The organism is Streptomyces flavochromogenes, from assembly GCF_000717595.1.
GTDB classification, from domain to species: domain Bacteria; phylum Actinomycetota; class Actinomycetes; order Streptomycetales; family Streptomycetaceae; genus Streptomyces; species Streptomyces flavochromogenes.
The window spans coordinates 1-337 of sequence record NZ_JNZO01000122.1 but is presented as its reverse complement, the minus strand read 5'-3'; the positions used below and the strand labels follow the sequence as shown (position 1 = coordinate 337).

Annotated in this window: 1 protein-coding gene; it reads right to left on the bottom strand. The window is 74.5% G+C overall.

Translation table 11 applies throughout. The annotated features are described in order from the left end of the window. On the bottom strand, positions 1-337 hold a 337-nt coding region (locus IF00_RS0140535), incomplete at both ends, for a DUF4097 family beta strand repeat-containing protein (RefSeq protein ID WP_030327165.1).

Sequence of the window (337 nt, the reverse complement as noted above, 5' to 3'; positions counted from 1 at the left end):
CTGCGGGCGGTGATGTCGCCGTAGGAGGTGGTGGCGTGGAGGGTCAGTCCGGTGGTGCCGGTGTTCGTGAGGGCGTTGTGGACGCGGCCGTAGGCGGTGCCGGCGTCGAGGGCGGCGGAGACGCCGCGGGCGGCGCCGACCGTGATGTCGCCGGCGGCGGTGCGCAGGACGACGGTGCCGCCCATGGCCTCGTCGACGCGGAGGTCGCCCTTCTGGGTGCCGATCTCGGCGGACCCGCCCAGACGGCCGACCGTGATGTCACCGGCGAGCAGGGTGAGGTGGGCGCTCGCGGCCTCGTCGAGCTTGACCGGGCCCTGCGCGCTCTCGAAGACGACGT